Origin of the sequence: Corynebacterium sp. Z-1 (assembly GCF_031844665.1) — a bacterium.
Classification (GTDB): Bacteria; Actinomycetota; Actinomycetes; order Mycobacteriales; family Mycobacteriaceae; genus Corynebacterium; species Corynebacterium sanguinis.
Window position 1 is genome coordinate 493,515 of sequence record NZ_CP134621.1, and the last position, 23,688, is coordinate 517,202.

General features: G+C 60.6%; 16 protein-coding genes, 1 tRNA gene and 2 pseudogenes. 10 read left to right on the plus strand and 9 right to left on the minus strand.

The annotated features are described in order from the left end of the window. Positions 1 to 21 precede the first annotated feature (21 nt). Genes pknB through RIU96_RS02385 form a run of 7 tightly spaced genes read right to left on the minus strand, consistent with a single transcriptional unit; the run spans position 22 to position 8,918 of the window. Positions 22 to 1,998: a Stk1 family PASTA domain-containing Ser/Thr kinase gene (gene pknB / locus RIU96_RS02355; protein WP_186365990.1), complete on the minus strand. Its 1,977-nt coding sequence runs from the start codon at positions 1,996 to 1,998 to the stop codon at positions 22 to 24. A 4-nt stretch (positions 1,999 to 2,002) separates the two neighbouring features. Beyond that, positions 2,003 to 3,427 carry a serine/threonine-protein kinase gene (locus RIU96_RS02360; RefSeq protein ID WP_259926953.1) on the minus strand — a complete coding sequence of 475 codons (1,425 nt, stop codon included), beginning with the start codon at positions 3,425 to 3,427 and terminating at the stop codon, positions 2,003 to 2,005. Further along, entirely contained in the window at positions 3,427 to 4,866 is a 1,440-nt protein-coding gene (locus RIU96_RS02365; RefSeq protein ID WP_259926952.1) for a penicillin-binding transpeptidase domain-containing protein, read from the minus strand. Before RIU96_RS02365 ends, RIU96_RS02360 begins: the two co-directional genes overlap by 1 nt. Next, positions 4,863 to 6,215 (minus strand): FtsW/RodA/SpoVE family cell cycle protein, encoded by a 1,353-nt coding sequence (locus RIU96_RS02370; RefSeq protein WP_144822894.1) that lies wholly within the window; start codon positions 6,213 to 6,215, stop codon positions 4,863 to 4,865. Before RIU96_RS02370 ends, RIU96_RS02365 begins: the two co-directional genes overlap by 4 nt. Before the next feature lies 1 nt (position 6,216). Then, on the minus strand, positions 6,217 to 7,575 hold the full coding sequence (locus RIU96_RS02375) for a PP2C family protein-serine/threonine phosphatase (protein WP_006839076.1): 1,359 nt from the start codon (positions 7,573 to 7,575) through the stop codon (positions 6,217 to 6,219). Continuing rightward, complete coding sequence (locus tag RIU96_RS02380) at positions 7,572 to 8,018, minus strand: FHA domain-containing protein FhaB/FipA (RefSeq protein ID WP_006839077.1); 447 nt, start codon at positions 8,016 to 8,018, stop codon at positions 7,572 to 7,574. Before RIU96_RS02380 ends, RIU96_RS02375 begins: the two co-directional genes overlap by 4 nt. Before the next feature lie 9 nt (positions 8,019 to 8,027). Further along, the gene (locus RIU96_RS02385) at positions 8,028 to 8,918 is read right to left on the minus strand and encodes an FHA domain-containing protein (RefSeq protein WP_181729648.1); all 891 of its coding nucleotides are present in this window, start codon (positions 8,916 to 8,918) and stop codon (positions 8,028 to 8,030) included. 184 nt (positions 8,919 to 9,102) lie between these two features. Here RIU96_RS02385 and RIU96_RS02390 point away from each other — a divergent pair. The 6 genes and pseudogenes from RIU96_RS02390 to RIU96_RS02415 all read left to right on the plus strand — a co-directional run bounded on the left by RIU96_RS02390 (position 9,103) and on the right by RIU96_RS02415 (position 17,038). Then, positions 9,103 to 9,186 (plus strand) — tRNA-Leu (locus RIU96_RS02390). Between the two features lie 480 nt (positions 9,187 to 9,666). After that, positions 9,667 to 10,914, plus strand: a pseudogene (locus RIU96_RS02395) (IS3 family transposase). 286 nt (positions 10,915 to 11,200) lie between these two features. Next, positions 11,201 to 13,405 carry a YobI family P-loop NTPase gene (locus RIU96_RS02400; RefSeq protein ID WP_311205089.1) on the plus strand — a complete coding sequence of 735 codons (2,205 nt, stop codon included), beginning with the start codon at positions 11,201 to 11,203 and terminating at the stop codon, positions 13,403 to 13,405. A 30-nt stretch (positions 13,406 to 13,435) separates the two neighbouring features. Continuing rightward, positions 13,436 to 14,785, plus strand: coding sequence for an IS256 family transposase (locus RIU96_RS02405; protein WP_144317273.1), 1,350 nt, complete (start codon positions 13,436 to 13,438; stop codon positions 14,783 to 14,785). A gap of 39 nt (positions 14,786 to 14,824) precedes the next feature. Beyond that, the gene (locus tag RIU96_RS02410) at positions 14,825 to 16,258 is read left to right on the plus strand and encodes a hypothetical protein (protein WP_311205090.1); all 1,434 of its coding nucleotides are present in this window, start codon (positions 14,825 to 14,827) and stop codon (positions 16,256 to 16,258) included. 243 nt (positions 16,259 to 16,501) lie between these two features. Continuing rightward, positions 16,502 to 17,038, plus strand: coding sequence for an ApeA N-terminal domain 1-containing protein (locus RIU96_RS02415; protein ID WP_311205091.1), 537 nt, complete (start codon positions 16,502 to 16,504; stop codon positions 17,036 to 17,038). Here the strand turns inward: RIU96_RS02415 and RIU96_RS02420 are convergent. Then, positions 17,025 to 18,274, minus strand: a protein-coding gene (locus RIU96_RS02420) for an IS3 family transposase (RefSeq protein ID WP_136652982.1) whose coding sequence is annotated in 2 segments (ribosomal slippage) — positions 17,025 to 17,947 and positions 17,947 to 18,274 — 1,251 coding nt in all. Because the reading frame shifts where the segments join, the coding sequence is not laid out codon by codon here. The two genes, RIU96_RS02415 and RIU96_RS02420, sit on opposite strands and share 14 nt — an antisense overlap. A 30-nt stretch (positions 18,275 to 18,304) precedes the next feature. Between RIU96_RS02420 and RIU96_RS02425 the strand changes: the two genes are divergently transcribed. Then, the gene (locus tag RIU96_RS02425; protein ID WP_311205092.1) at positions 18,305 to 19,405 is read left to right on the plus strand and encodes a HEPN domain-containing protein; all 1,101 of its coding nucleotides are present in this window, start codon (positions 18,305 to 18,307) and stop codon (positions 19,403 to 19,405) included. Here RIU96_RS02425 and RIU96_RS02430 read toward each other — a convergent pair. Continuing rightward, positions 19,345 to 20,592 (minus strand): annotated as a pseudogene (locus RIU96_RS02430) (IS3 family transposase). The gene RIU96_RS02425 and the pseudogene RIU96_RS02430 overlap by 61 nt on opposite strands. A gap of 851 nt (positions 20,593 to 21,443) precedes the next feature. Between RIU96_RS02430 and RIU96_RS02435 the strand changes: the two are divergent. From RIU96_RS02435 to RIU96_RS02445, 3 genes are all read left to right on the plus strand, one after another. Further along, on the plus strand, positions 21,444 to 22,106 hold the full coding sequence (locus RIU96_RS02435; RefSeq protein ID WP_144779755.1) for a hypothetical protein: 663 nt from the start codon (positions 21,444 to 21,446) through the stop codon (positions 22,104 to 22,106). Between the two features lie 67 nt (positions 22,107 to 22,173). Continuing rightward, a complete protein-coding gene (locus RIU96_RS02440; RefSeq protein ID WP_259788077.1) occupies positions 22,174 to 22,656 on the plus strand; it encodes a transporter substrate-binding domain-containing protein in 483 nt (160 codons plus the stop codon). Continuing rightward, the gene (locus tag RIU96_RS02445) at positions 22,656 to 23,645 is read left to right on the plus strand and encodes a cation diffusion facilitator family transporter (protein ID WP_144772982.1); all 990 of its coding nucleotides are present in this window, start codon (positions 22,656 to 22,658) and stop codon (positions 23,643 to 23,645) included. Before RIU96_RS02440 ends, RIU96_RS02445 begins: the two co-directional genes overlap by 1 nt. Positions 23,646 to 23,688: the final 43 nt, after the last annotated feature.

Genomic DNA, 23,688 nt, shown 5'->3' on the forward strand with positions numbered 1-23,688 from the left:
GAACTCTACCACCGGCGCAACCTACCTCAGCGGGTTGAGCTCGGCGACATCGAAGCGCCAGATGTTGTAGCCGATCTCCTGGTCCTTGCGGATGTCTTCACCCGGCGGGACGGCCTGGCCGGCGACAAGTCCCTGGTCCACCAGCGCTCCAGTGGGCACGGTCGGCCCGGCGACAAACTTGCCGTTCCACCCGGTGCCGCGCAGCACGCGCTCCGCCTCTGCCGGGGTCATGCGGGTCAGATCAGGCATCTCCACGAGCATGCCGTTGGAGACGCGGAGCTCCACCGTCGTACCCGTCTCCACTTCGGTGTTCTCACCGGCGACGGCGAGGACCTCGTCGGTCGGCCGGCGCGAATCCACGGGAGTGACCGTCGAATTGAGCCCCAGCGAGTTCAGCGTCGCCGCGGCCTGGTTGGCGTTCATGCCCACCAGCGAAGGGATCTGCACCTTCTCGCGACCCTCGGACACAACCACCGAAACCTGCGAGCCCTTCGACAGCTGCGATCCGGCGGCCGGGTTCTGCGAGATGATCATCCCCTCCGGGACCTCGTCGCTGTTCTCGCGGCGGATCTCGGGGTCGAGCTCCAGATCCGCACCTGCCAGTACTTCGGCGGCCTCCTGCGGCCGGATGCCCGTGACATCCGGCACGTCCGTGATTTCGCGGCCCGACGACACCGAAACTGTCACCATCGTGCCAGGCTGCAGCTGCGAACCGGCAACCGGATTGGTGCCCAGCACCTCGCCACGGGGGCGATCGGGGCTTGGGACGTCGTTCACCGCAACCTGGAAACCGAGGCGCTCAAGCTCGGCGACGGCCTCCTCACGGACCTTGCCCGTGACATCGGGCACCGTGAGCATCGTCTGGGTGGAATCGGAATCCTCCCTGTCGGCAGAGGTGAAGTAGTTGTAGGCAACCACACCTGCGGACGCGAGCAACACCAGGCCGAGCAAGGCCGCGACCCACTTCATCCAGTTGTTCGACTGCTTCTCGTTCGCGCGTCGGTGCTGGGTGTAGCGGTTGGCGGCAGGCGCAGCGACAGCAACCGGGGCAACGGGCGTGGCGGGTTCCACCACGACCGACGGGTCCTCGTCGTACGTCGCGAGGTAACTGCGGGCCGCGGTGGTCACCGCCCCACGCCCGAGACGCTCCAGGTCCGCGCCCATCTCCGCTGCGGACTGGTAGCGGTCGGCCGGGTGTTTGGCCATGGCCGTCAAGATCACCGAATCCACGTTGACAGCCTCGGTATCCGTCATAGCGTCGGCGAAAACGTCGGCGTTGTCCAGAGCGTCGATAAGCGTGCTCGGCGCTTCGGGCTCCTCCTGAACGTGCTGGTAGGCAACCGCGAACGGGGTCTCACCCTCGAATGGCGGGCGGCCTGTGACCGCTTCGTACATGACGCAGCCGAGGGCGTAGACGTCGCTGCGACCGTCCGCGGGTTTCCCACGCGCCTGCTCCGGGGAGAGGTACTGCGCCGTTCCAATCACCGCGGAGGTCTGGGTCATCGCTGAGGTGGCGTCATCAAGCGCACGAGCGATGCCGAAGTCCATGACCTTGACCGCGCCGGTGTTGGTGACCATGATGTTCGCGGGCTTGACATCGCGGTGGATGATACCGGCGTCGTGGCTGGCCTGCAGCGCACGGGTCACCGGAATCAGCAGCTCAGCGGCCTGCTGTGGGCTCAAAGGGCCGTCCTCGCGCACGATGTCGCGCAGGTTGCGGCCGTGGACGCGCTCCATCACGATGTAGGGCACCGCAAGCCCGTCGATGTCCACGTCACCGGTGTCGTAGACCGACACGATGTTCGGGTGGTTCAGGCGCGCGGAGTTTTGGGCCTCGCGGCGGAACCGCTCGCGGAAACTTTCGTCGCGCGCCATGTCTGTCTTGAGCATCTTCAGCGCGACATCGCGCCCGAGCACGGTATCGGTCGCGGCGTAGACGTCGGACATGCCTCCGGTTCCAATGGTGGAACCGAGCTGGTAACGGTTACCGATCAGCATTATCTCAGGCACCTCCGCCAAGCTGGTTTACAAAGTCATCAATCGGGTTCGCCGGGTCGTTCGGTGCTTCAGTCGGCTGAGGAGCCTCTGTTGGAACGACGGGCGACGGAGCCGGAGCCGGGGTATTCGGCGCCGGAGCCAGGCTCGACGGGGGTTCTACGAAACTCACCGTGCCGGGCGCGGAGCTAGGCGGCTGCTGCGGCCGCGACTGCGGGCGAGACGTGGTGGTCGTCACCGTCGGAGTGACCACCTGGGTCTGAGTGATCACCGTCGGCGTTGGCTGTGGCTCCGGCGTGGTTGTCGGCGAAGAGCCGCCGAAGGCACCGCTGGCGAAAGCCCACACCACGCCGCCGCCGAGCAGCATGAGCAGAACGGCGATGAAAAGACCTGAGCCAAAGCCGCCCTTCTTCTCCTCGCGCACCGGAGCCGGAGGGGCAACGACGGGAGCAACCGGTGCGACCCGCGCAGGCGCCGGGCGCACGGTGGTGGGCTGGGCCACCGAGGCGAGCATTTGCGTGGACTCGGTGGGCGACGGCTCCATCGCGACCTTTGTCGAGGCCACCCCAACCGGCTGCGTCGGGCGGCGTCCGTCGCGCACCTGGGCGACGGCAAGTTGCATCGCGTTGCCGTCGCTAAACCGCATTCCCGGATCCTTGCGCAGCGCGATGCCGATCAGCTCGCGCGCCGGGGCGGATACCGCAGTCGACAGCGCTGGCGGCTCCGCAGAGACGTGTGCCAAAGCGACCGACACCGAGGAGTCCCCGGTGAAGGGGCGCCGACCCGCGAGCATCTCGTAGCCGACCACCCCGAGGGAGTACACGTCGGACGCGGCGCTGACCGCAAGGCCCTGAGCCTGTTCCGGCGAGACGTACTGGGCGGTTCCCACCACCATTCCGGTGCGGGTCAGCGGCACCGCGGCGGCGGCCTTGGCGATACCGAAGTCGGTGATCTTAACTTGGCCGTTCTGGGTGATCATGAGGTTGCCGGGCTTGATGTCGCGGTGGACAAGACCCATGAGATGAATCGCGGCCAGGCCATGGGCTGCCTGTTCGAGGACGTCGAGCGCCAGCGCCTCGTCGAGCCGTTGCTCGCGGGCGATGAGATCCGCCAGGGACTCACCGCGGATGTATTCCATGGCGATGAAGCACATGGTGTACCCGGCCGGGGAGTCCACCTCGCGGTAATCGAAGGTGGCGACGACGTTGGGAGAGTCGATTCCTTCAGCGGCGTGGGCCTCGTTGCGGAAGCGGGTGAGGAACTCCTCGTTGTTGGAAAATTCCGGACGCAGAACCTTGATGGCTACTTCGCGGTCGGCGACGTTGTCGTCGGCAAGCCACACGGTGGACATGCCGCCGTGGCCGATGATCCACTGCAGCGTGTAATCGTCGCCGATGAGGCGCTGCAGGTCTTCGCGGTTGTCGGTGTTCATTAGTTTCCCTCTCCGTTGGCTGCAGCGGCGCCGAGCACCGCGCGCCCGATCGGGGCGGCCACCTGGCCGCCGGTCGCGCTAGCTCCGAGCTGCCCACCATTTTTGACCACCACGGCGACTGCCACGTCATTTTGGGGGTCGAAGGCGACGTACCAGACGTGCGGGGCGGCGTCCTCGGCGTGCTCCGCGGTACCCGTCTTCGACGCGTACCCGTTGCCGTCGTAGCCGAAGGTGGAGCGCTCCGAGGCGTACATCAACTCGGTCATGGTCTGGGCTTCTTCCGGCGTGAGCGCCTCGGCGAGCTGGCGTGGTTCGGTCTCCGAGACCACGTTGAGGTCGGGCGTGACCACACGATCGACCACGTAGGGTGCCATGCGCTTGCCCTCGTTGGCGACGCTCGCCGCCATCACGGCCGCCTGCAGCGCGGTCATGGTGACGTCGCGCTGCCCGATCGCCGACTGGCCGAGCTCCGCGGCCCCGGGCAGTTCGCCCAGCGAGCCGGAGGCGGTGGGCACGGCGATGTCGTAATCTTCTCCGATGCCGAAACGCGCTGCCGCGTCGCGCAGAGCGTCCGCTCCAACGTCGATGCCCATTTGCACGAAGGCGGTGTTGCACGACAGCGCGAACGCGGTGCGCAGTGTGGTCACGGTTGAGCCGCCGCAGGCTTGGCCGCCGTAGTTGGGCACGAATGCGTCGGTGCCGGGTAGCGGGATGCGTGCTTCGCCGGTGAGTTGGGAGTCGGGGGAGTAGCCGTTGCGCAGACCGGCGGCGGTGGTGACGATTTTAAAGATGGACCCGGGCGGAAGCTGGTCCTGGCTGGCGTGGTTGAGCAGCGGGTTTTGCGGATCGTTGCTCAGGCTGTTCCAGGTTTGCTGAGCTGTGTCGGGGTTGACCAGCAGGTTCGGATCGTAGGAAGGGGACGACGCCATGGCCAGCACCTCGCCTGTAGACGGCCGGATCGCCACCACAGCCCCTTCGTAGCCGCGGTTAGACAGGTTTTCGTAGGCGAGGGCCTGCAGCTGCGGGTTGATCGTCAGTTCGACGGCGTCGCCCGCGCGGTCGCGCTCTAACCCGGTGCGCAAAAACCTGCTGCCGCTCGCGCTGCCTTCACCGTTGAGCACCGAGTTGTACTCGGCTTCGAGCCCGCCGACGCCGAACTGATCGGAGACGTAGCCCAGCACGGGGCCGAAGGAGTAGGGCATATTCGGGTAGACGCGCTGGTAGAAGCCGTTGGCGTCTTGGGTGGAGTCGGCGACGATCTGTCCGCCCGCGTTGATCGGGCCGCGGTCGACTTGCTTCATCTCGATGAAATTGCGGGAGTTCAGCGGGTTTTGCGCGTACTTTTCCTCGCGCAACGCCTGTACGACGGTGAGGTTGATCAGCAGCACGACCGTCAACAGGAGAGACAGGACGGCGCCGAGGCGGATGGATTTGTTCATCGCGCTGCCTCCGCCCCAACCAGCTCGCTTGCCGACGCCCCTTTATCGACGTCCGCCGGCCGGTTAGCGCTGTTGGAGATGCGCAGAAGCAGGCCGAGCAGGATGTAGTTCGCCATAATCGCCGAGCCACCCGCGGACATGAACGGGGTGGTCAGGCCGGTCATCGGCATGAGAGCGGAAATTCCGCCGGTGACCACGAAGATCTGGATGATGATCGTGGTTGCAAGGCCGGCCGCCAGCAGCTTGCCGTAGGAGTCGCGGACCTGCATGGCGGCGCGGAAACCGCGGTTGACAAAGATGAGGAACAGGCACAAAACCGCCGCGAGCCCAGCGAACCCGAGTTCCTCGCCGATGGCGGCGAGGATGTAGTCGGAGTGGGCGACGGGCACGAGCTCGGGGTGGCCGTGGCCGAGGCCGACACCCGTGACCCCGCCCCAGCTGAGCCCGAACAGGGCCTGGGCAGGCTGGTATCCGGTGGTGTCGTAGTTGGCCAGAGGGTCGAGGAAGTTGGTGACGCGTTCTTGGATCTTGTCAGAAACCTGGTAGACGGCGTACCCACCGACGGCGACGAGCGCGATCCCGATGAGCAGCCAGCTGGTGCGGCCGGTGGCGTAGTAGACCATCGCCAGCACGGTGGCAAAGAGCAGCAGCGCGGGGCCGAAGTCGTTGGAGATTGCCATGATCAAAATGGCGATGGCCCACACCACCAGGATCGGTGCGAGGTCGCGCAGGCGGGGGAAGACGAGCCCGGCGAAGCACTTGCCGGCCACGGTGAAAAGGGAGCGCTTCTGCGCCAGGAGCTGGGCGAAGAAGATCAGCAGCAGGATCTTCGAGAACTCGCCCGGCTGGATGGAGAACGGGCCGATCCAGATCCAGATGCGCGCGTCGGCGAACTCGGCGGGTTGCGGCCACACCAGAGGCAGGGCGAGGAAGAACAACCCGAGCAGCCCGAGGATGTAGGAGTAGCGCGAGAGCGACTTGTGGTCGCGCACGATCACAAGTGTGAGAACGAGCAGCACGACGCCCGCGAAAGACCACAGGACCTGCCGGTCGGCGAGCGCACCGTAACCGGCGCGCTCGGCGAGATCGAGGCGGTAGATGATCACCAGACCGATCGCATTCAGCGTGGCCACCACGGGCAAAAGCACCTGGTCAGCGTAGGGGGCGGTGAGGCAAATCGCGAGGTGGGCGATGGCGTAGACACCGATGAACCCGCCGACGAGCCACAGCATCTCGCCCGTGAGGGCGCGTCCCTGCGACATTTCGAGCCCGAACAGCATGAGCAGGAGCAGCAGGGCGGAGCACACGAGGAGACCAAGCTCCCGGGTGCGGGAGAAAATTCTGCTCACGTTACTTCACCGTCCTGCAGTCGTTGGTGGCTTCCGGTTTGTCGTCAACACACGCTGGCAGCGCCTCGTCGGCCAGCCTGTTGAGCTGGGCGACGACGTCGTCGTAGCTACCCTCGCTCAGCCCCTCAATCGCGCCTTGTTGCGATTCGGGCAGGTCGTCTACGGAAAAGACCGTGCAGTCGGGCGGCGTGTCGTCGATCGGGGAGATTTGCAGCTCGTTGCGGGCATTGATGCAGGCGACCTGGATCGGCGTGTGCCTGCCCTCGCCGAACAGGGCGCTACGGCTGCCGTGCTCGATGACGATTTCGCTGTTCTCGTTAGTGGCGAGGAAGTACGTCGCGTCGTCGCGGCTGATAAAGAACGCGAAACCGAGCGTCGCTACGAGTGAGATAGCCAGCGCGCCGACGATCCAGGGCCAGATTGTGCGGCGGGGGTGATCCTCCTCGTCGCTGGCGGTTTCAGTGTCCTCGGGGGTGGCGGCTTCGCTTGTCGACGCCCTCGTGGCACGCTCGCCGGCGTCCGTGGGGCGCATCAATGCGGCGGCGCGGCTCGCCGCCGAGTTCGGGTGCGTCGATTCAAAGTCCGGGGTCAGCGCGCCGGCGAGCACGGCCTTGCGCGGCAGCACCGGTGCATCGGCGGCGTCCGCGTCGACGACCTCGCCGATGACGACCGTGATGTTGTCCGGTCCGCCGGAGCGGAGCGCAAGCTCGATGAGCCGTTGCGCGGCGGCCTCGGGGGTGCCGGTGCCCAGTGCGGTGGCGATGGTTTCCGCGGTGACGGGGTCCGAGAGCCCGTCGGAGCACAGCAGGTAGCGATCCCCCGGCAGGGCGTCGAGAAGCTCGAGGTGCGGATCGACCGGGCGGCCGGTGTACGCCTTCAGAATCAGCGATTTCTGCGGGTGGGAGGACACCTCGCTGGCATCGAGCTTGCCTTCGTTGACCAGTGATTGGACGAAAGTGTCGTCCTCGGTGATCTGGGCGAGGGTTCCCTCCCGTAGCCGGTAGCCGCGCGAGTCACCCACGTGGATCAGGCCGAGTTGGGAGCCGTTGAACATCAGTCCCGTCAGGGTCGTCCCCATGCCGTCTTGCTCGGGGTTTTCCTCCACGGAGGATTTGATGGCGGCGTTGGCGTCGTCGGCTGCCGCGCCGAGGAGGGCGAGCATGTCGGCATCACCGGGATCGGCGTCGAGGTGCTCCATATGTCTGACCATCAGCTGCGAGGCGACTTCGCCGGCAGCGTGGCCGCCCATGCCGTCGGCGAGCACGAGCAGGTGCGGGCCCGCGTAGGCGGAGTCCTCATTGTTGGTGCGTACCAGGCCGCGGTCGGAGGCCGCGACGAAATTCAGCTTCAAGGTGGTCATGGCATCAACCTCAGGGTCGTGCGCCCCATCTTCATGTCAGTGCCCACGGTGACGCGTTCCGGCTGGTCAATGCGCAGCCCTTGGACGAAGGTGCCGTTGCGCGAGTCGAGGTCCTCGATGAACCACTCGCTGCCGCGGCGGAACAGGCGGGCATGCGTGCTGGAGGCGAAGTCGTCGCCGAGCACGAAGTCGGAAGAGTTGGCACGCCCCAGAGTTAAGTCCTCCACGCTGGCAATTTCCATGTGGGAACCTTTGAGCGGGCCCTCAACCACCACAAGCTCACGCGCTTTCTCGCGCCTGATGGGGGTTGCGGAGACTGCTTGCCGACGCACACCTGCCGCCGCGACCACATCCTTGCGAACGACCCAGAGCACGAACAGAATGAATACCCACAAAAGGATGAGCAGGCCGAAGCGGGCGCCGAGAATGATGGCTGAATCCATGAACGCTCCTTATCGCGGACGGTAATCCGTTTGCGGGCCCCGGAAGTATTCGGTGCTGGGGTGGGCAATCTCTTCGGGGTTATGGCCGGCATCGTGGAGGGGGCGTTCGCTGCGCGGCTCCACGATCCGCACCTCGATGTGGGAGTGCCCGACGGTGATCACGTCGCCGTCGGCAAGCATCCAGTTATCCACGGGCTCGTCGTTGACGGTGGTGCCGTTGGTGGATTCGAGGTCAACCAGGACGGCTACCTGGCCGTCCCAGGTGATCTCCGCGTGCTGGCGCGACACACCCGTGTCCGGGAGGCGGAAGTCGGCGTCGTTGGAGCGGCCCAGAATGTTAGAGCCTTGGCGCACCAGGTAGGTGCGCGAGGAACCGTCCTGCAGAAGCAGGCTCACGGTGGGTTCGCCGGTGGCGGTGGTGGGCTCGGACATTGCATCCTCCTGGTTGCTGGTGCGCTTTGCGCGGTCAGTGGTGTTCGAGGGCTCGGCGACGATTGCATCGAAGCCGCTTGCCACGTCCGGTTGCTGGTCGATGTACGAGGACACCCGAAGCTGCCCGGTGCGCAATCCCGATTCCTCGGCGATGCGCACCACGGCGGGGCCCTCAAAGCGCCAGCCTTGGTTACGAACGAAGCGGGTTAGCTGGTCGGCGAAAAGTGCGGGCAGCGACCGGTCCTGGGAGAGGTTCTCCAAATCCTTGCTGGACACGCCCACGGCGAACACGTTCGGCGCAATCAGCTCGTCGCGGTCCGTCATAATCAGGCTGTCTTGCGTTTCCTGCTTGAGCAGTTCCTCAACCTCGGCTGGGACAACTTTGCCGCCGAACAGCGCCGCCATCGAATTGTCAAGGCCGCGCTGCATCGACGAATCGAGCTTTGCCAGCCTGTCCATGATTGCCATTCACCCGCACCTCCCTTCACTCCTTGAATGCTGCCGGTGACTATAACTAGAACAGTATAAGTGCGTGGCCGTCATGAACCTAGACGCCCGCTGCGCCGCCGCCTGCCCGCGACCGCCGAAAAAGCGCGTAAGCACGGCATTTGGAGTTTGTATAGAGGCGGGTGATATATTAAATCAGTCGCCCGCCCGGGTGGCGGAATTGGCAGACGCGCTGGCTTCAGGTGCCAGTGTTCGCAAGAACGTGGGGGTTCAAGTCCCCCCCCGGGCACAGAGTGCGGTTCTCGAACTGCAAGCACCGGAGGTCACAAACTCGAAAGAGGGTGTGACCTCCGGTTTTCTTTGTTTTCGTGTTCGCCAGTGTATCGGAGTGATGGTGTGGGGATTGCGGATGCAAGTCCCACTATGGGCGGAGTCGTGGGGCTATTAGGCGAAATGTCCCTTAAGCCTGTTCGTGTCCGTTCTCATTGGTAAATGTGGTGCCAGTACATCAACCTGCTGTCGAGGTCTGCTCGAAACGGCTGCACACTCCGCTCAGGCCACAGAGATTTTCGGTGCCGGACAGTGCAGCGCACCCAGACCCGAGTGATTCCCGAAGTACATAAAACTTGAAGAAAAGCAAGTAAAAATCCGCCGAGAAGCACTGGATCGCTAAACCACCCACGCAGAAAGAATAGGCAGGGACCTGACCCCCTGGTGGTGGACACGCTGAAACCAGCATGTCGCTGGGGAAGTGAGGTACCTTTCCACCATGCCACGCAAGACCTACACCGAGCTGTTCAAGCGTGACGCAGTCTCGTTGTACGAGTCGACTCCCGGAGCAACGATCAACGCGATCGCTTCCGATCTCGGGGTCAACCGCAACTCGCTGCGCAGCTGGCTCGATGCCTTCGGCACCGGCACCAAAACCAATGCCAACGGTGAGAAAGTCGCCAGCCCCATCGCCGCGTCGGACTCCGCCACCGCTGCCTCAGGACTGTCGGACGCCGAGCGCATCCGCGTACTGGAACGCGAAAACGCCAAACTCCGCGAGGAACGAGAAATCCTTCGTAAGGCGGCTAAATATTTCGCTTAAAGAGACGAACTGGTGAACCGCTTCCGGTTCGTTGACGACCATCGAGACCTCTACGAGGTCAAGCGGTTATGCCAGGTCCTGAAAATCAATCGGTCCTCTTACTACGCCTGGAAATCAGCTGCCCCTGCCCGCCGGCAACGCCTCGTCGATGACGCGGTGCTGGGAGCGCAGATCAAGACCACCTCCAACGCCGAGAACGGCTGCTACGGCGCGAAACGAGTGACTGCGGCGATCAACTCCGATCCCGTCAACGACCGGGGCAAGGGCGGCCGTCTCAATCACAAGCGCACCGCCCGGCTGATGCGGCAGATGGGCCTTTTTGGTTTCACCAGGAAACGCCGGGTGAAAACGACGACGTCGAGTAAACGGGCCCCGAGGTTTCCGGACCTGCTGCAACGCCGGTTCACTGCGGACAGGCCGAACGCGGTCTACGTCGGCGACATCACGTACCTGCCGATCGCGGACGGGTCGAATATGTACCTGGCCACGGTTATCGACTGCTATTCGCGGCAGTTGACGGGGTTTGCGATCGCTGATCACATGCGCACCGAGTTGGTTGAAGAAGCCCTGACGATGGCCCGGAAGGTTCGCGGGAGCCTAGACGGGGCGATCTTCCACTCGGATCACGGCAGTGTTTATACCTCTGATCAGTACCGGAAACTATGCGTGCGCTTCGGTGTCACCCAGTCGATGGGCGCGATCGGGACGAGTGCGGACAACTCGTTGGCGGAGTCGTTCAACGCCTCGTTGAAGCGGGAAGTCCTGCAGGATGAGTCTGTTTTCGCTAGTCAGTTGGCCTGCCGCCGGGATGTGTTTCGGTGGTGCACGCGGTACAACACCAAACGATTGCATTCATGGTGCGGTTACCGCTCACCGAACGCCTTCGAAGCCGCCGGGTTAGCTACACTTACTATCGCATCGTGATTAAATCCCCGTGTCCACTTTCCGGGGTTCGGGCCCCACCGCACCTCCAGATTGCCAGGCTGATTCGTCAGCGCGACTGGTGTTCTAATAGTGTCCATTTGGCTATTGCGATGATTGAGAGGGCATACTGCTTCGTAATGGAGCAGGTCACGGTATCCCTGCCTTTCATCGCCGAGGGGATATGGGATAATTAGCTATGGTTCAAAGTGGGCGCACTTCAACGAGCAGCGGGTGGAAACTTATCCCGCTCACCCCTGAGTTCCTGCCTGACGAGCATGGCAAATATGTGGCTGCGCTTGAATCTGCGCTGAACAAAGGTCAGGTCCGTAACATAGCGCTATCCGGTAACTACGGTGTCGGAAAGAGTAGCATCCTGAAGGAACTCGCACGGAAGCAAGACAGTCGTGTTGTCGAACTGTCGCTCTCGACGCTCGCTCCCATTGAAGTCTCTAAACTCGATGAGTCAGTACCGATCCAGGCGACAACACCCACTAACCGCATCCAGCAGGAGATTGTCAAGCAACTCCTCTATCGCGAGGATCCAAGTAAAACTCGGGGATCCCGATTCAAGCGGATCGAACGATTCCGAAGGAGCAGGGAAGGCTGGAACGCCGTACTGTTCGGACTTATTGTTGCGCTCGTCTTCCTGCTCAAAGGCTGGTCAGCGAAGCTTGCTGCCGAGTTCAAGCCTTTGGGTGACTGTGGCTTCTGGATCCATTTATTCATTTGGGCGATTGCGGCTATTGTTACCTTTTCTGTGCGCCGACTACTTTATGGGAAGCTCCGTATCAAGCAGTTCTCGGCCGGGCCCGCAACTGTCATGCTCGATGACAACTCAGTGTCGTACTTCGATCAGTATCTTGACGAGATCGTATACTTCTTCGAGGTATCAAAACGAGACATCGTCATCTTTGAGGACATCGATCGGTTCGACGACCCTCACATCTTCGAGACTCTCCGTGCGCTCAACACGTTGCTCAATGCCTCGCCACAAATCGAGAAACCAATACGTTTCATCTACGCGATTAAGGACAGCATTTTCGACCGCATCGGCCTGGAAGCAGAAGGTAGCAACGTCAAACCCAATGCAGTCGATGACCCAGTGCGTGATGAGATGGTCCGCGCGAACCGCACAAAGTTCTTCGATCTCGTCATTCCGGTGGTTCCGTTCATTACTCATCGCAGCGCCCGCAATCTGGCCGTCAAATTGCTTGGTGAGATTGAACATCAAGTGGATCCGCAGTTGCTTGATTTAGCGACGCAGTATGTCCCGGACATGAGACTGCTCAAGAATGTCTGCAACGAATTCATTGTTTTTCGTGACCGGATCTTCTCCGGCGATGGTCAAGAGCTTTCGCTGAGCGAGACTGACTTGTTTGCCATGATGCTCTACAAGAGCACGCACCTGACGGATTTTGAAAGGATACGACTTGGCACAAGTGCCTTGGACATGCTGTACAAAGTGAGTCGTGATCTGGTGACTGACAACATTAAGCGGCTTGAGCGCGAACGTCGTGAGTTTCGTCAGGGATTTGCGCGCAAGAGTAGTGCGGAATCGCGTAGTGCTCGCCTTGGTGAGATGTTGCTTGCACACCTCGAACGCACCGCAGCTTGGGCGGCAGCAATGGGAACACGACGACAGAACGGGGTGTCGTTGTCAATTGATGGAGTCTCAAAGTCCGATGCTGAACTAAAAACCGTGGAGTTTTGGACGTTGTTTGTCACAGCGGACGGGGATCCGGAACTGCGCCAGTCAATGTCAGGGGGATCACAGCTTGTGTTTTCCCGGTCTAGTCTTTCTGATGTTCTCGGGGATTCGCTCGACCCAGACAGTTGGGATGAGGGCGACCTTGAATCCTTGTCGGAGCAGATTCGAGAGACTGAGGAGGCGATTGTCTTCTTGCGCGGTGCGGACATGGGTGATCTGATCAAGCGGCCGGAGTTTCTCGTTGCTTTCCACGAACTCGACACTACTGCTAATAAAGATTCGTCCGCGGCTATCGTGATGGTGGAGCGGTCGTTTGAGGATGTGGCAAGGGAGCTTCTTAAGTCAAGCTTGGCCTACCAGCTGGTTCGAGCCGGTTACATCAATCGAAACTTCACGCTATATACATCCACCTTCCACGGAGACCGAGTCAGTCCAACAGCGACGAATTTCATCATCCACCATGTCGAACGAGATGTGACGGATGCGCACTTTAAACTCGGTTCCGAGGACGTCGACGCGGTTGTACGGGAATGCGGAAGGGACGCGTTACAGGAGCCTGCGCTGTACAACATTGCGATACTTGATTGCCTCCTCGCTAGCGATGTTGAGGCAGCCGACATCATGATTCGCTCGTTGGTTGAGCTAGGGGAAAGTCAGCTGCAATTCCTACAGGCGTATCTGCCTGCTGGTGAGCAACGCTTACATTTCGTGGAGCGGTATAGTTCGATGTCATCGCAATCACTTAGTTGTCTCGTGAGAGGGTGTCAGGAAGTTTGTGTGTGAGGCTCTGATCTAGAAGGAGTTTCACCGATAATGACTAAGGTGTCACCGAAGAAAGGCCACGACCCGGCAAGGGTCAATGAGATCAGCGAGAAGCTGATGGAAAATCCTGAGCTCGCCAGCTTGATCAGCGAACTGTCGACCTCTGCAGATGATGCAAGCGATCTGGTCAAAGGCCTGTTGCAGGCATCGATCAACGCCGGTCTGCAGGCGGAGATGGATGCACATTTGGGCTACGGCCATGCCGACCGTAAGGCGAAAGCCCGGTTGGAAACCGCACAGGAGAGCAATCACCGCAACGGGTCGTACACCAAGACCGTCGATTCCGGCTACGGCCGACTAGAGGTCACCATGCCCAGGGATCGTGCCGGCACGTTCACCCCGCAGATGGTGCCGAAGGGGTCGCGCCGTTTGACCGAGCTCGACGACATGATCATCTCGCTGTACGCCGGTGGGATGACCGTGCGCGATATTCAGCACCACCTCGCCACCACCCTCGGGGTGGACATGAGCCCGGATACCATCAGCACGATTACTGACGCGGTGCTTGATGAGGTGATGCTGTGGCAGAACCGCCAGTTGGACGAGTTCTACCCGGTGATCTTCCTCGACGCGCTACGCGTAAAAATCCGCGATGGCCACCGCGTGGTCAACAAGTCTTGCTACATGGCGGTAGGCGTCGACATGGACGGCATCAAGCACATCCTGGGATTGTGGATCGCAGACAATGAAGGCGCCAGTTTTTGGGCATCCGTGTGCGCTGACCTTGCCAACCGTGGGGTCCAAGACGTGTTCATCGTCTGTTGCGACGGGCTCAAAGGCCTGCCGGACGCCGTGGAGGCAACCTGGCCGAATTCCATGGTGCAGACCTGCATCGTGCATCTGATCCGGGCGGCAAATAGGTGGGTGTCTTACCAAGACCGCAAACCCGTATCCAGCGCGTTGCGGGAGGTCTACACCGCGCCGAATGAGGACACCGCCCGCGCCGCCCTGGACGCGTTCGAGGCGTCCGAGCTGGGACGGAAGTATCCGCAATCGGTCAAAGTCTGGCGCGACGCCTGGGACCGGTTTGTGCCGTTTTTGCAGTTCCCGCCTGCGGCACGGCGGGTACTCTACACCACGAATTCGATCGAATCGCTGAATGCTGAGCTGCGGAAAGCCACCCGCAACCGCGGCCAGTTCCCGAACGATACTGCGGCGCTGAAAACGCTGTGGCTGATGATCTGCAACATCGAGGACAAGCGCGCTGCCCAGCGAGCGAAGAAAGCGAAGCGCGCCATCGAATGCAGCGGCTATATTGAAGGAGCGAAAGCCACCGGGTGGAAACAAGCCATCAACCAACTAGCCGTGGCATACCCCGACCGATTCGCGGACTACTTGTAAACCAAGCCCCCGCACACAAAGAATCGGACACCCTCCCTCGTGAATAAAGTGGAGCTCGATGAAACATTGCAACTGGCGCTAGTAGATACTGTGCTTGCTAATCTCATTTCGCCAGTGCAACACACTGATGCGAAAGTCATCGACTTTTTGCGGACACGCTACGCGGAACTGCCTGTACTCACCTCCACTGCAACCTCGTCAGACCAAGCTGAACGCGCAGCAACGCTCTTCGCTGACGCAGGCATTGTGCTTCCTTCCTTGACGCCCCTCGGCGCGAATGCTCGTGCATCGTTTGTTTCACGAAGCCTGTATGAAATCACCCATGAGAACTTGATCTTAGCAATCGACAATGATGAAACTGTTGCCCTCGATGTGATTCGAGTGACAAACAAGACGGTTTATGAGTATGTCCTCGAAAAATTAGATTCCTATCTGAACGTGGTCAGAGACTTTTCCGCCACGATTGATTCTCGTGAGCACTTCATCGCTGTGCTTGAGGACCTACTCGAACAATCAACGCCTCGCCTGGAAGACGTGATTCGTCACGCTGCACAAGAGTGCCAGGTCGCTGATTTGGGCACAGTAGCCGAAGGAGGGTGGCCGGCGTTGGCTGTACACGAGCGATTCCCTGAAACATTCAATAATGTGAATCGCTACATTGCCACTTATAGTGTCGATGAGCATATCGCTTCGCTGCTGCGTACAACAGGTAGGATCATCGAAGTCGCGTCAGCTGACGATGAGGAAAAGATAATGCTGGCGATCGCGCTCCTTGAGTCAAAGAATCAACTGCCTGCATCATCGCGCGTGAAGCTTGTTGCGAGCTTGGGACTGGAGAACTACCTCGAAGTCGAGGATATTGATATCGAGGAGGGCGACCTGTTCGCGTTGCTACTCAAAAACGAAATCATTGAAGACACCGCCGAATCATATAAGTGTCTTGCAACAACCGATTGGTTAACACGGGAAGCGTATATTCGCGAGTCAAAGAAATTCTCCGATTACATGACTCTGGCTTTGGTTCAGTCTGATGTGGAGGAACTTCTCACAAGCGACACAATTGGTGACGCAATCAAACGAAAAATCGTTGAGCAATCGGAAACGTATGCCCCTTTTGCAGGGTCTAAAGGCCTGAAGGAACTGGCTCTACTCGCTTTACAAATCGGACACACCATCCCGATTGCTGTCGTTCAGAAAATGGCGGAGGATGGCGTTAATGTCGAGTTTGTGGTGCCCCTCCTTGAACCATATCTTGACGTTATTATGCGGGATGATCTCTTCGCGATCCTCCAGAAACTACCAGACGACTATCCGCGGTTGACTACCCCGGGGCACAAACCCCTATACATCGCGGACACCCCTGCAGACCGTGCTCTCCTGGAGTGCCTGAAGCAGCACGGTACCGTCAGCTCGTACGATCCTAATACTTCGCCCATCAAGGTGAATAGGAAACGAAAGCCAATTAGCCAGTAGCTGGGATGTACTGTACGAAAAATACATGGGTGCGCATAGTGTGATTTGTTGCTGATGAATAGCTGGGTGAAATATGACTGTTCACAGATAGTTGGTTCAAATCTGTGCACTACAGTCGCACGGGACTCGAAGAGGGTGGCAACTACTATCGCGATATTCGTTTGTCGCGAAACACGGTGGAGTCTAGATTTTTAGAACTAACATTCAGCAGAAAATTGTAAATAAGTGTCGCAGAGGAGCACGATGGCCGACGATCCCCTATATCTCGACAGGACCGGCGAATGGGCTGGTCTTTGGTGGCTTCCAGAGATTCCTGACGAGAAGGTCCCAGGTTTCCTCCGGTACGATGCCAACGGTGGTCTTTCGCTGTCGCTGATCGGGGCGTTCGAGGATCGAGTTACATCGAATCCCTCGCCAGGTGTGACGGCGTACCACGAGGGCACCAGGACTTGGGAAGTGATCCACGGCGTAGCCGAGCAGCGCGAAATTACCCTTCTCGGCTGCATTCCGAACAGCAGTAAAAGGACAATCGGGGCTCGGGTGAAGAGTCCAGCCAAGCAGACCGTCACCTCGAAGGTCGCCATCATCGGTGCGCATGTTCGGAGCGAAGACGACCCACAATTTGCTGGGGTAGAGGTTTCAGTCGAGGATCTAGGCCTTTGGGCGGCATCTTCAGTGTTCGAAAGATCCTTCGGCACCTCCCAGGGCAAGATCGACGGGACCGGAAGTAGGGCCCGACCCCTGGAAAGTGGACACGGGGATTTAATCAAGATGCGATAGTAAGTGTAGCTGATTCGGCGGCTTCAAAGGCGTTCGGCGAGCGGTAGCCACACCACGAGTGCAACCGTTGGGTGTTGTACCGGATGCACCACTGGAACACGTCCCGGCGACACACCAGCTGACTGGCGAAAACAGGCTCGTCCTTCAGGACTTCCCGCTTCAACGAGGCGTTGAACGACTCCGCCAACGAGTTGTCCGCGCTCGTCCCGATCGTACCCATCGACTGGGTGACACCGAACCGCTCACATAACCTCCGGTACTGCTCAGAGGTATAGACACTGCCGTGATCCGAGTGAAAAATCGCCCCGTCAAGGCTACCTCGGACCCCGTGAGCCATCGTGAGGGCTTCTTCGACCAACTCGGTGCGCATGTGGTCGGCGATCGCGAAACCGGTCAACTGCCGCGAATAGCAGTCGATGACCGTGGCCAGGTACATATTCGACCCGTCCGCGATCGGCAGGTACGTGATATCGCCGACGTAGACCTTGTTCGGTTTCTCCGCGGTGAACCGGCGTTTCAGAAGGTCAGGGAATTTAGGCGCACGTTTCGCGGACACGGTGGTCTTCACCCGGCGTTTCCTGGTGTAGCCGAAAAGGCCCATCTGCCGCATCAGCCGGGCGGTGCGCTTGTGATTGAGACGGCCGCCCTTGCCCCGGTCGTTGGCGGGATCGGCGTTGATGGTCGCAGTTACACGTTTCGCCCCGTAACAGCCGTTCTCGGCCTTGAACACGGCCTTGATCCTCGCTCCCAGCGCCGCGTCAGCGACGAGGCGTCGCCGGCGGGCAGGAGCAGCAGATTTCCATTTGTAATACGAGGACCGGTTGACCTTCAGGACCTCACATAACCGCTTGACCTCGTAGAAGTCTCGGTGGTCATCAACGAACTGAAAGCGGTTCACCAGTTCGTCTCTTCCGCGAAATATTTGGCCGCCTTGCGCAGGATCTCTCGTTCCTCCCGGAGCTTGACGTTCTCGCGTTCCAACACGCGGATCCGCTCGGCATCGGAGAGTCCTTCAACCGGGGAGCGTTCGCTGTTGGCTGCGGCGATCGGGCTGGCGACTTTTTCACCGTTGGCGTTAGTTTTGGTGCCGGTGCCGAAGGCGTCGAGCCAGGTGCGCAGGGAGTTGCGGTTGACCCCGAGATCGGAGGCGATCGCGTTGATCGTGGCTCCGGGGGTCGACTCGTACAACGACACTGCGTCACGCTTGAACTGCTCGGTGTAGGTCTTGCGTGGCATGGTGGAAAGGTACCTCACTTTCCCAGCGAGATGCTGGTTTCAGCGTGTCCACCGCCAAGGGGTCAGGTCCGTATTTCGGTGAAGCCAGTCGAGACGCAGTCCGTCCTAGTAAACGGCACCGAGTATCGCCTTGTACACACGCACACGCTCCCGTACTTCGACCAGCGCAAGGGAGAAACTGTTGGACGCATGAGGGACACCATCTCGATCCGTATCGTGCCCGCCGAACCGTTCTCGCTGAGCAATGCACTGCACGAGGCGAGTCTCGTTCAGGACTTAATCTCTCTGGCAACGCATCGCGCAGCCGGAGTGATCTGGCTCCAGCTGGAGCTTGCAGGGTCCGAGTCACAGCTGTCCGACGGAAAGACTTTGTCTGGTCGACGTGCGAATGTGCTTTACTCGCCCATCGCACTAGGCAAGCATGACACGATGTCCGTCGATCACCACCGAGTGTTTTTCACCTGCGACTCATTCCCGTTTGAAGAGGTATTACCCCGTTGGCGCGAGGCTCATGGCCGCTTGCAAGCAGCGACGAACATGATCTTGGGTTTGCGATATGCACCCGCGAGTTTTGTTGAAAACAATCTCTTTACAGCAGTAGGTGCCGCCGAGGTGCTGCATCGCAACCTTTGTATCGACGAGAAGCCGTTCCCCCAGAATGAGTTCACGATCATGCGTGACGCGATGCTTATGCAGGTCCCCGAGGAACACCGAGCTAGGTTCAAAGCGGCTATCCGCAATGATCCGACTCTCCGGGACCGGCTCCGTGCCCTCGCCGAGCGACCTGATCAAGAAGCGATCAATCAGCTTGTTCCTGATGCCGACTATTGGGCGAAGACAACGACGCAGGCCCGCAATGACCTCGCGCACGAGGGAAGGACACTGAACCATTCCATCGATGAGCTGGGCGCAATCGTCGAGGTAACAACCGCGGTTGTAATCCTAAATATCTTGCAGGAATTGGGGCTATCCGCGGAGCGACAGCGAGAGATCGTGCTGACTCACCCAAAGCTCAGGCACACGGCAAGACTCTCGGGCCCGAACCCCGGAAAGTGGACACGGGGATTTAATCACGATGCGATAGTAAGTGTAGCTAACCCGGCGGCTTCGAAGGCGTTCGGTGAGCGGTAACCGCACCATGAATGCAATCGTTTGGTGTTGTACCGCGTGCACCACCGAAACACATCCCGGCGGCAGGCCAACTGACTAGCGAAAACAGACTCATCCTGCAGGACTTCCCGCTTCAACGAGGCGTTGAACGACTCCGCCAACGAGTTGTCCGCACTCGTCCCGATCGCGCCCATCGACTGGGTGACACCGAAGCGCACGCATAGTTTCCGGTACTGATCAGAGGTATAAACACTGCCGTGATCCGAGTGGAAGATCGCCCCGTCTAGGCTCCCGCGAACCTTCCGGGCCATCGTCAGGGCTTCTTCAACCAACTCGGTGCGCATGTGATCAGCGATCGCAAACCCCGTCAACTGCCGCGAATAGCAGTCGATAACCGTGGCCAGGTACATATTCGACCCGTCCGCGATCGGCAGGTACGTGATGTCGCCGACGTAGACCGCGTTCGGCCTGTCCGCAGTGAACCGGCGTTGCAGCAGGTCCGGAAACCTCGGGGCCCGTTTACTCGACGTCGTCGTTTTCACCCGGCGTTTCCTGGTGAAACCAAAAAGGCCCATCTGCCGCATCAGCCGGGCGGTGCGCTTGTGATTGAGACGGCCGCCCTTGCCCCGGTCGTTGACGGGATCGGAGTTGATCGCCGCAGTCACTCGTTTCGCGCCGTAGCAGCCGTTCTCGGCGTTGGAGGTGGTCTTGATCTGCGCTCCCAGCACCGCGTCATCGACGAGGCGTTGCCGGCGGGCAGGGGCAGCTGATTTCCAGGCGTAGTACGAGGACCGATTGATTTTCAGGACCTGGCATAACCGCTTGACCTCGTAGAGGTCTCGATGGTCGTCAACGAACCGGAAGCGGTTCACCAGTTCGTCTCTTTAAGCGAAATACTTGGCCGCCTTACGAAGGATTTCTCGTTCCTCGCGGAGTTTGGCGTTTTCGCGTTCCAGTACGCGGATGCGCTCGGCGTCCGACAGTCCTAAGGCAGCGGTAGCGGAGTCCGACGCGGCGATGGGGCTGGCGACTTTCTCACCGTTGGCATTGGTTTTGGTGCCGGTGCCGAAGGCATCGAGCCAGCTGCGCAGCGAGTTGCGGTTGACCCCGAGATCGGAGGCGATCGCGTTGATCGTTGCTCCGGGAGTCGACTCGTACAACGACACTGCGTCACGCTTGAACCGCTCGGTGTAGGTCTTGCGTGGCATGGTGGAAAGGTACCTCACTTCCCCAGCGAGATGCTGGTTTCAGCGTGTCCACCACCAGGGGGTCAGGTCCGATCATTGCGTTTGATCAGCCGGAGGTGAAACCGACATGGTCAGCTGATCGGTACCGGTGTTGTTCGAAATCCCAGATCCGGCGCACGTACTCGTCTGAGCAATGGAAGCTCGCGCAATGGGGGATGGTACCGGGGTCATGGGAACATGCGATTTATTATGAAGCCGCGCGGAGTCTAACCGAGCAGCGTTTTTCGATCATGAAGTCGCAGCATTTGTCGGGGCGAGAGCATTTGAAATGGTCTCCGCGTCGAGAACCGATGATCAGTGTGATTATCGCTTTGTGGATTGCGGCCACCAACCTCGCGATTCAGGACAGCCACGTGGCAAAGATGCCTCGTCCATCGTCGATCAAGAAACAGAAGCGACGTTTGGAACGCGATCTTGGTCGCCCGCTCATGAGCACCCCACCACGCACATAACGAAGTGTTGCCCTCCTGCGGTTGTATTGAAGTACGCAGGAGGGCCTTTCTGGTTCTTAGGTTTTTGGGGCTTTTGATGGCAAAAAGTCGACGAAGTTAATTTGAAGGCATGTATGCGTGGGCACACTTGACATGGGTTTACGCTCGGATCGCAACATTTCGGGTTGTTGGAAGGCGATCAAATGGGCTTTCGCGTTGATTTTCTACCAGGGGTTTTGTTGCGGGAAAATTCGGGACTTTTGATTTTTGACCTCGGTAGCAGCTTTGAAACTTAGGTGGTTGACCTAGGTTCGTGAACCGCTCACAGAACGAAGGCCGCACTCCAAGTCACTGGGTGCGGCCTTTGCTAGTTTCACCTATATGGCCCAGCGCGATGATGATGAACTGATCGAGCTCAAGCCCGTGCCGGTTGTCTGGATCGCGGCGCAGCTCGGCGTCATCGTGCTAGCCGCGGTTGTCCTTATTACTTTGTGGGACACCATCCCCGATCCAGAGCCAGCCAACGCTGTGGCGGGCAGGTTTGCCGCCGCGCTCCCGCTTGCCCTGCTCACGCCCGCGGTATTTCTGCTGATCCACCACCAGGCGAAGCACACTCACGAATCGCCGCCGCGCCGGTCGGTTGCCGAAGTCAACCACGCTCGCGCTCTTACCAATGAAATGCTGCCGCTCGTCGGCAAGCTCATGGTCGCGCTCACGGCTCTGCTCTACGGCGGGATGACGGCCGATCTTCTCGGGGCGAGCGTATCGACGCCCGCCATCATCGCGCTGATCCTGCTTGTGATTGTCGCTTTCGTTATTGGCACGCGAGCCGCTTATCGGCGCGCCGTCGACGCCGCCGGCACCAGCGATAGGCACGTCTACGCCGGCATGTTTTATTTCAACCGTGACGACGAGCGCATGATTGTGGACCACGCGATGGGGGCCACGTTGAATTTCGCGCGCCCGTCCACGTGGGCACTCATCGCCGCGCTGCTGACCCCAGCCCTGATCATCGGTATTGGGGTTGCGCTGGGCAACGAGTGACAACTGCCAGTAGGATCCGCGTAAATACACAAAACCTAATGTGATCCTGAAGGGAAGGCGGTGGGCTGTGCGTCGACAAGCTCGCGCGGTGTTCGCGGTGGCGCTGAGCGCCACCCTGCTCGGCGGGTGCGGCGCGTTGCCCCGCGATGTTGAGGGAACCTACGACCGCGCGGCGGGCGGCACGCTCGTCGTCGGCGTGTCCGAGCACGAGCCGTGGACCAGCGTGAATGATGCGACCGGCGAGGTCTCGGGCTCGGAGGCCGAGCTCATTCGCGGGTTCGCGGATTCGATAGATGCGGACGTGGAGTACAAGGTGGCGTCGGAAAGCGTGCTGGCGGGTTGGATCGAGGACGGTGAGATTGACGTCATGATCGGCGGGCTCACCGCAACCTCGCCCTGGGTGAGCCACATGGCCCTGACGCGCCCGTATACCACCGTGACCAGCGAAAGCGGCAGCGACGAGAAGATGGTCATGGGCGTGCCAATGGGGGAGAACAAGCTGATGGTGGAACTCGAGCGCTACCTGGCGCGCGCGGAGGGAGAGATCTGATGTCCGGCGTGGATGAAGCAAGCACCGGCTCCGGAATCGATGCCTTGCCGGAGAAGCAGGGTGAGCTACTGCGCAAGGCGGTGCGCCTGGAGTGGATCACCATCGGCGTGCTCGTGGTCACGATCGCCCTGGTCGGTATCGTGTCCGGCCAGTCCCAGGCGATGAAGGCGGCGTGGTACGAGGACCTGCTCTCCCTGCTGCCGCCGATCGCGTTTCTGGTGGCCACGCGCATCATCAGGAGAAACCCGGACGCGAAGCACCCCTACGGCCACCACCGGGCGATTGGAGTCGGGCACGTCGTGGCGGGCTCGGCGCTGCTGGCAATGGGCAGTTTCCTGCTCATCTCCTCTGCGATCGGCCTGTTCAATCAGGAAAAGCCCCCCATCGGCACCGTGGTACTGTTCGGCCACAGCATCTGGCTGGGCTGGCTCATGGTCGCGGTGATGGCCCTGTCCGTCATTGGCCCGGTGATCCTCGGCCGAATGAAGCTGAAGCTCGCCGAGCCGCTGCAAGACAAGGTGCTTTACGCCGACGCGGACATGAACAAAGCGGATTGGATGACCGGCGTGGCCACCATCGTCGGCGTGCTCGGCGTCGGGCTCGGCATCTGGTGGACGGATGCCGTGGCGGCCATCGTGGTGTCCTTCTCTATTGTTGCCGACGGCATCAGCAACCTGCGCACCGCGATCCGCGACCTCACCGACGCGCGCCCGACCGACCTCGGCGGCAACAAACACCCCGTCCTGGACAAGGCCGTGGACGCGGTCAAGCGCGTGGACTGGGTGGAGGACGCGGCGGCGCGGTTCCGTGACCTGGGCCACGTGCTGCACGTGGAGATGTTCGTGGTGCCGCGACCGGGGCGTGAGGTGAGCGTCGATAAGCTGCGCGAGATTGAAACGCTCCTGGAAGACCTCGACTTCCAGCTCCACGACATCGTGGTCGTGCCCACCACGACGATCCCGGAATTCCTGGTCAAAGAGGACCGCTGATTCTAGGCCCACCATTCTTGCTGGAGGGTGTGTTGTCCCTGGT